At 67.2% G+C, this 7,516-nt stretch carries 6 protein-coding genes; all 6 read right to left on the reverse strand.

Going from position 1 to position 7,516, the window contains the following annotated elements; all coding sequences use genetic code 11:
* Nucleotides 1-47 precede the first annotated feature (47 nt).
* The 6 genes from VGM71_RS05135 to rsgA all read right to left on the reverse strand — a co-directional run bounded on the left by VGM71_RS05135 (nucleotide 48) and on the right by rsgA (nucleotide 7,299).
* Nucleotides 48-1,223 carry an ABC transporter permease gene (locus tag VGM71_RS05135; protein ID WP_331542743.1) on the reverse strand — a complete coding sequence of 392 codons (1,176 nt, stop codon included), beginning with the start codon at nucleotides 1,221-1,223 and terminating at the stop codon, nucleotides 48-50.
* The gene (locus tag VGM71_RS05140) at nucleotides 1,220-1,954 is read right to left on the reverse strand and encodes an ATP-binding cassette domain-containing protein (protein ID WP_331542744.1); all 735 of its coding nucleotides are present in this window, start codon (nucleotides 1,952-1,954) and stop codon (nucleotides 1,220-1,222) included. Before VGM71_RS05140 ends, VGM71_RS05135 begins: the two co-directional genes overlap by 4 nt.
* Nucleotides 1,951-3,513, reverse strand: coding sequence for an alpha/beta hydrolase (locus VGM71_RS05145; RefSeq protein WP_331542745.1), 1,563 nt, complete (start codon nucleotides 3,511-3,513; stop codon nucleotides 1,951-1,953). The genes VGM71_RS05140 and VGM71_RS05145 overlap by 4 nt, the downstream gene beginning before the upstream one ends.
* Entirely contained in the window at nucleotides 3,510-3,710 is a 201-nt protein-coding gene (locus VGM71_RS05150; protein ID WP_331542746.1) for a helix-turn-helix transcriptional regulator, read from the reverse strand. Before VGM71_RS05150 ends, VGM71_RS05145 begins: the two co-directional genes overlap by 4 nt.
* A 126-nt stretch (nucleotides 3,711-3,836) precedes the next feature.
* A complete protein-coding gene (locus tag VGM71_RS05155; RefSeq protein ID WP_331542747.1) occupies nucleotides 3,837-6,146 on the reverse strand; it encodes an autotransporter outer membrane beta-barrel domain-containing protein in 2,310 nt (769 codons plus the stop codon).
* 97 nt (nucleotides 6,147-6,243) lie between these two features.
* Entirely contained in the window at nucleotides 6,244-7,299 is a 1,056-nt protein-coding gene (rsgA, locus tag VGM71_RS05160; protein WP_331542748.1) for a ribosome small subunit-dependent GTPase A, read from the reverse strand.
* Nucleotides 7,300-7,516: the final 217 nt, after the last annotated feature.

A 7,516-nucleotide genomic window follows, 5' to 3' on the forward strand; every position in this document is an offset into this window, starting at 1 on the left:
CTTTGCGAAAAGCTGTCGCGCGCAAGGCGCGCTCCTACGCAACCACGTCAGCCAGATATGGCCAGGCGTTCGGAGCGGTACATCCACGCCGTGGCCCATACCGCGAGTATGGCCGCGACGAATCCACCGGCGAGGCAAAGCCCCATCTGCCAGCCAGGTACGCCGTCGCCGCGCAGCAGTTGCACGATGCCGAGGTTTTGCCCCAGCAGCGGCACCGCGTACATCCACGGCTCGGCGCGCACCGGAATCACCGAGAGCAGCGCGCTGGGCAGCACCGGAACGATCATGAGGATCGACAGGTAGGTCTGCGCTTCGCGATAGCTCTTGGCGAAGGCGGACACCAGCGATTGCAGCGCGGCGAGCAGGAGGATCAGGGGCAGCATCAGCACCACTACCTGCGCGCCGAAACGCAAGCCGAGGTCCAGCGCGATGCCCAGCTTGTCGGTGGGGATGAACCACGGCGCCGTGGCGAAGGCGGTCACGCTGAGCAGCAGGCTCACCACCGAAAAGGTGCAGATCGCGCCGAGCTTGCCGGCGAGGATCTTCCACCGCGACACGGGATTCACGAACAGCGGTTCCAGCGACTGCCGCTCGCGCTCGCCGGCGGTGAGGTCGATGGCTAGGTACATGCCACCGAGGAACACGGTGAGCACGAAGAAGTACGGCAGGAAGGAGAACATCAACGCGGAACGCGACTGCGAGGTGGCCTGGTCGCGCTCGGCCACCTGCACCGGCCATGCGGTGGTGGGCGACAGGCCGCGTGCGATGAGTCGCATCGCGCCCTCGCGCTTGCCGTAACCCTCTACCGCGTTGCGCACACGCATCATGGGCGTGGACGCGTCGCGACGCGACGAATCGTAGATCAGCTCCACCTGCACGGCCTGGCCCTTGCTCCAGGCGCGCACATACGCGGGCGAGATGCGCACGATCACATCCGTGCGCTGCTCGCGTACGGCGGCTTCCGGATCGGCCGGTGCCGGGGCGGCGTCGATGCCCGCTCCCTTGAGCGCGGCGACGAGGTTCGGTGCCAGTTCCGCGCCGATGACCGGCACGGCGAGCGGCCGGTCGGACTTCGCCAGCTGCTGGTTGATCAGCACGTTCATCAGCATGATGAACATCACCGGCCCCAGCAGCGGCCCGGTGATGAGCGCGTTGACCAGGGTACGGCGATCACGCAGGTTCTCGCGCACTTCCTTCCAATAGACGGTGCAGAACGCATTCATGCGGCGAGGCCCTCGTCGGTACCGATGACTTTCACGAAGGCGTCCTCGAGGCTGGCTTCGCCGGTCTGCGCCAGCAATGCGGCAGGAGTTTCGTCGGCGACGACACGTCCGTGCGCGATCACCACGATGCGATCGCACAGCGCGGCTACCTCCTGCATGATGTGGCTGGAGAAGAGCACGCAGCGCCCTTCGTCCTTCAACCGGTGCATGAAGCGGCGCATCGCGCGGGTAGCCATCACGTCGAGTCCGTTGGTCGGCTCGTCGAGCAGCACGTTGCGTGGATCGTGTACGAGCGCGCGGGCGATCGCCGTCTTCACTCTCTGGCCTTGCGAGAAACCCTCGGTACGGCGGCCGGCGATGTCGCGCATGTCCAGGGCGTCCATGAGCGATTCGCGCCGCTCGCGCAGGAGACCCTCGGGCACGCCTTGGAGCCGTCCGAAATAATCGATGTTCTCCGCCGCCGTCAGTCGCTTGTAGAGGCCGCGCGCATCCGGCAACACACCGAGTTGGCGGCGCACCGCCAGCGGGTCGACTGCCGCGTCCACGCCGTCGACCAGTACCTGCCCGGCGTCCGGCGTCATCAGCGTGTAGAGCATGCGCAACGTGGTCGTCTTGCCCGCGCCATTGGGTCCGAGCAGGCCGGTGATCTCGCCATCGCGTGCGGTGAAGCTCACGCCGTTCACGGCGCGCACGTCGCCGAATGCCTTGTGCAGGTCCTTGACCTCGATCATGGGGTCGCTCCGTTGAAGCCGACGAAGACAGGCAGGGGTGCCAGGCGATCGATACAGCTCGCGTCGAGACCCTTCGCGTCGGCCTTGTCGATGAAGCGGTCCAGCAGGCGCGGCATGCATCCCCGCGCCACCACGTTGTGGCCCTGCCCCTTCAGGACGACATGTCGTCCGTTGGGAAGGCCCTTCAGCACTTCGTCGCCGTAGCGGGGCGGTGTGACCGGATCGAATTCGCCGGACATCAGCAGCGCGGGCACGTCGGTTTTTAGCAGCTGGTGGAAGTCGGCCGGGCGGGCGCCGTGCGGCCATACCGAGCACGCCGTGCGGAAGGCCTCGATCATCGTGTCGCCGAGGATGGTGTCCTTGTCCTCGGGACGTGAACGCAGCAGGTCGGCATCCTCGGAGCAGATGACCGAGTACTGCATGCCGCCGTCCATGGTGTCGCCGAGGTCGCCGGTGAGCAGCTTGGCCTGGCCGAGCAGCGGACCGACGTCGCCGCGGGCGGCAGCGTCGATGGACAAGGGAAGCAACGCCGCGGTTTCCGGCGAGTAGGCGAACATGCGCACCACCGTCGCCAGCGAATATTCGCTGAGCACCCGTTGCACCGAGGCATAGTTTTGCGGATCGCGGAAGCTCACCTTGTGGGGATTGGCGCGCAAGGCGTCGCGCAGCTGGTAGAGCGTCTGGTAAGGATCGCTGTACCGGGTGCGGCAGGCCTCGTCGGCGCGGCAGCGGGCGAACTGCGCCTTGAGCGCCGCATCGAGGTTTACCGCGAAGTCCTCGCCGAGCACGAGGCTGTTCGGCGCGATGCCGTCGAGAATGAGGGTACGCAATCCATCCGGGTGGCGCATCGCGTACTGCTGGGCCACCCGGGTGCCGTAGGAAACACCGATGAGGTCGAACAGAGGGGAGCCCAGCGCACGGCGTACGTCTTCCAGGTCGGCCACTGCGTCGGTGGTCGTATAGAAGCGTACGTCGGCGTCCTTCGAAAGCCGTTCGAGGCAGCCGAGTGTTTCCTTGCGCACGGCCTCGGCATCGAAGCCGCCTTCGTCCTCCACGCCCCCCGGCACGCCCGGCTCGTCGTCGCGGCAACTCAACGGATGCGATCCGCCGGTACCGCGCTGGTCGAGCAGGAGCAGGTTGCGGTGCGCGAGCAGCGGCGCCATTGCGGGAGCGATCGCCGGGTAGCTCTCCGCCGCCGACTGGCCGGGGCCTCCGGCGATGAAGGCGACCATGTCGGACGCGGGCACCTGCGCACTGCTGCGCACGATGGCGAGTCGCAACGAAATCCGGCGTCCTTGCGGGTGTGCGCGATCCTCCGGCACCTCGAACGGCGCGCACCACGCGGCGGTCGACAGCCCCGAGTGCGGCTGCGCAAGTTCGCAGGGTTTCAGCTCCAGCGAACCCAGTTTCCATACGCGTGGAGGCGCCGGTTTCGTCGCCGCGAGTGGTGGCCCGGACTTGGTCGACGATGCCTCGCCGCCATGGTGCATCCACTGTCGTCCGGCCAGCGCGGCGGCGACGATGACGACGACGATGGCGATCCGTGGCGCTCGCTTCATGCCTGTTCCCCAGGGCTAAAGATGGATTCGATGGGCCGTTCGAACAACTTCGCGATCTTGAAGGCCAGCGGCAGGCCAGGATCGTACTTGCCGGTCTCGATCGCGTTCACCGTCTGCCGTGATACGTCGAGCTTCTCTGCAAGGTCGGCCTGCGACCAGCCCAGCAGGGTACGGAGTTCACGGACGTGGTTGTTCATCGTGTGCGGTAGTCTTGTGCACGGCGCGCATCGCCATCCCATCCCCTTTGGATGAAGCATGTCAAGCATGCTTTACGTCATCCTGGGTCCTCACTGACGTCGTGTCAAACATCCTTTACATACTTCTCACTCGAAGTGCCAGGCCGCGCCAAGGCGACCCATACGGCCCGTTTCGCCGCCACGCCCGCGGCCCACGCGTGCCGTGGCATCTATAAACGCTGTCCAGTGCGCTCCCAGTTCGAATGCCGCGCCTGCCGCCATGTCGACGGCGCGATTGCCGCGGCCCGTGGGCAAGCGTTCGCCGGATGCCCGAATCGCGGCGCCAGCGTCTCGCGCGATGCCGTAGCGCAAGTCCAGGTAGGGCGACCATGCATGGACCGCCTTTCCCTCGGGCAGGAACAGCAGCGATGCCCTGGCACCGGCGCGCATCGTCACGCGCCGTGGCGAGCCGACCGACAACTCAATGCCGTCTCGATCGCGCGCCCTGCTGAAACGCAGGCGCTGCCACAGGACCGACGCACCGGGTTCGATGAGGAGGCGCGCCGAGGGCCGCCATTGAAACGCCCCGGAAACCATCGCGTCGTTCGCGTTTGCAAGCAGGCGCGGCAGTACCTCTCCCCGCGCGGGCGTATGCGTGTCGATGCGGTAGTGGGTAAACCCATAAGCGGATGCCAGTTCCCAGCCGCTTTCCGTGGCCAGCACCGCGTGCCATGCCAGGCCGCGCGCATCCGCGCGCACGTCGCTGCGGCCGTCGGTGGCACGCGGCGCGATATGCGAGTTGCCCACGGAGATGGCGGCACCGGTACGCAGCGTGGTGTCTCCGATGGCGTGGACTATCATGTCGCCCGCGATCTGCAGACCGCGATCGCGGCGCTGGTAATCCACGCCATACGATGCGTGGGAAAGGCTGTTGCGATACCCGGCGTCGCCACCAAAGGCCCGCACGCGCAAGGCGGGTTCGCGCGACGACGTGACATCGACGGGACGCAGAGCGTCCATGGCCGAGCGGCCATAACCGAACATCGCATGGGCCAACACGAGGTAGGCGGGCACCTGCGGCGCGAAGGCGGCACGCGACGCCGCGACGCCCGCATGTACGCTTTGCAGGCGGAAATCCCAGTAATTGCCACCTTCGCCATCGACCAGGCGTTGTCCCGGATCGCTGCGGCCCGGCTCATACGCCTGCAGCTGGTATCGCCACGGGCCGACCGCCAGATAGCCGCCGGCAAGTTGGAAGGATTCGGCATTCGCGGCCCCACCCACCTGCACGATGCTGATGCCGTCACCCGGCCCGTTCGCGCCATCGCGACCGGCCGTCGCAGCACCTGCTCCGCCGACAGTGACCACGTGCAGCACGGCGCGGCCGATGGCATCGCCCTGAATGAGCAGGCGGTCCGTGGCCTGCCGGCGCAGCGCGCCGCCCGCATCCAGCCGTGTACCCAACGCGACGCCGGCCGTCGTCGCGTCAACATGCCACCTGCCGACGCGAAGTGTCCGGAAGCCTGGCTGCGAGCGATCGAAGTCGATGTGGCCACCTGGTTCGAGACGAACCTCGCGCACGTCGCTATCGCCCGTGAGCGTCCACGCTGCATTGTTCAGGGACAACGCAGTCAGCCCGCTACCACGGCCACGCCAGACGCCGCCCGCAAGGCGCAGGTCCAGCTCGCCGTTTCCCCCGCGCACTACATCGCCGTCGATGCTGACCCCGGTGGCATGGATCGAGAGCCCGGGCCCTCCGCTTTCGATCCGCCCGCGCACCGTGCTGTTCTCCAGCTGCACGCGCGCGCCGCCGTCGCCGTGAAAGCGCGTGCCGATGGCGTAGCCGTAGGGAGCATGCAGCACGCTGTCGCGCAGGTGCACCTGGCCGCTGTCGAGTGCGAGTGCCGTCGCGCCAGCGCCGTCTGCAAGCGCAGCGCTACGCGTGACGACGACATGCGATGCGCCCGTCACAAGAAGGCCGATGCCGTTCGCTCCCCGCGACTCGACGCGGGCGCCGCGAAGGAAAGCTTCACTCTCGCCCAGCACGACGACACCCATGCCCGCCTTGCCGGCAGTGGCGACGTGCGTGCCGTCGAGATCGAGCACTGCCCCGCGCTGGGCCTGGATACCGATGCCCCAGGACCCGCTCGCGACGACATGGCCGCCGGCCAGCGAAAGGCCGCCACCGTCGGAAACGAAAACGCCGTAGGCGCGCGCGGTGCGTGTCCCTTCGCCGTCGTTGATGAAGCTCGCATCTTCCGCATCGAGCGTGGCGCGGGGCTCCACCTTCGCCGCCATGGTGCCCGGGCCCGTGGCATGCATGACGTTGCCCGGATCCAGGACTTCCGCCGTGCCGCGTGGCACGACCAGGTTCGCGGCACGGGGTGACGACGGCGTGGTAAATGTGGCGGCTAGCGCCAGCGCCAGCGCGCCGTGCCCAAACGTCTTCCTGACCATGCCTTGCTCCTTGCTCTGCGATAGGAGCAAGGCACGTTATTCACGATCGCCTTCCCTGTATGTCGGGCAGCGACGCACAGAACGTCAGGCCAAGGGATCAGTCGCCATCGCGCGACCAGTCACCGCGTCGTGGCTTGCCGCCGGGCTTCGGACCCGATTTGCGCTTCAGGCGGGCCTCGAGCGTCGCCGCCTGTTCCTCGCGTTCGTCGTGCAGCTTGAGGTAATTGCGCCAGCGCTGCGGCGAGAGTTCGCCGGACGCCAGTGCCGCCTGGATCGCGCAACCGGGTTCGTTGCCGTGGCTGCAGTCCGCGAAGCGGCACTGCGCGGCCAGCGCCTCGATATCGGCGAAGAGATCGAGGTTTTCCTCGCCGGTGAGCTTGAGTTCGCGCATGCCCGGCGTGTCGATCAGGCACCCACCCGCCGGCAGGCTCAATAGCGCGCGATGGGTGGTGGTATGCCGCCCACGGCTATCGTGCGCGCGCACCGCGCTGGTGGCCATGCGTTCTTCGCCGAGCAGCGTGTTGGTGAGGGTGGACTTGCCCGCGCCGGACGACCCGACCAGGACCGCGCTCATACCGGGACCGAGGTACGGCGCGAGCAGGCCGACGGTGGCCGGATCCTTCGCATTGATCGCATGCACGACGGCATCCGCCGGCAGACGCGGGACGAGGGCGGCGATCGCACCGTCGATGTCCACATCGGTATCGGCCTTGCCGAGCAACACCACCGGCCGGGCGCCTGAACCTTCGACGAGGGTCAGGTAGCGTTCGATACGCGAGGGATTGAAATCGCCGTCCAGTCCGGTGAGCACCAGCACGTAATCGATGTTCGTCGCGATGATCTGCCGTTCGTAACGCTCTCCCGCCGCCGCACGGGTGAGTACCGAGCGACGCGGCAGCACCTCTTCGATCACCGGATGGCTGGCGTGGTCGAGGAGGACGAAATCGCCCACGGCGGGGCGCAGCGAAGGGTCCAGGCCGCGCTTGAGGAAAGGCCCCGCGGGCTGGGCATTGAATGCCGACGACCCGTCGTGCACCTCATAGCCGGCGCGATGCTGCGCCACCACCCGCGCGAGGCGGCGTGGATCGTCAGGCAGGGCGGCATCGCGCCAGCCGATATGGCGCAGGCGCGCCAGGTCCGAGGTGTCGGTCATGGCGCGATTATGCCCGCTCGCGCGTCAGTTTCACCGATGAATGCCCATATGACATTTCTTATAGGAAATCGGTGCCATTTTTCAGAATTGTCCTAAAGCCAAGCATCGATGGCGGTTGCTACCGTCGCACTCCGTTGCCGGAAAGGGGTGCCATCCATGTTCATGTACAAGACCTTCGAGGCGCCGACCTTCGTCGAGCAGTTCGCCGCGGTGGCGA

It is taken from the genome of Luteibacter sp., assembly GCF_036499525.1.
GTDB lineage: Bacteria > Pseudomonadota > Gammaproteobacteria > Xanthomonadales > Rhodanobacteraceae > Luteibacter.

What these genes read in the sequence shown, in the direction of transcription:
- VGM71_RS05135 (WP_331542743.1), bottom strand. Translation starts at nt 1,223, where the DNA reads ATGAATGCGTTCTGCACCGTCTATTGGAAGGAAGTGCGCGAGAACCTG.
- VGM71_RS05140 (WP_331542744.1), bottom strand. Translation starts at nt 1,954, where the DNA reads ATGATCGAGGTCAAGGACCTGCACAAGGCATTCGGCGACGTGCGCGCC.
- VGM71_RS05145 (WP_331542745.1), bottom strand. Translation starts at nt 3,513, where the DNA reads ATGAAGCGAGCGCCACGGATCGCCATCGTCGTCGTCATCGTCGCCGCC.
- VGM71_RS05150 (WP_331542746.1), bottom strand. Translation starts at nt 3,710, where the DNA reads ATGAACAACCACGTCCGTGAACTCCGTACCCTGCTGGGCTGGTCGCAG.
- VGM71_RS05155 (WP_331542747.1), bottom strand. Translation starts at nt 6,146, where the DNA reads ATGGTCAGGAAGACGTTTGGGCACGGCGCGCTGGCGCTGGCGCTAGCC.
- rsgA (WP_331542748.1), bottom strand. Translation starts at nt 7,299, where the DNA reads ATGACCGACACCTCGGACCTGGCGCGCCTGCGCCATATCGGCTGGCGC.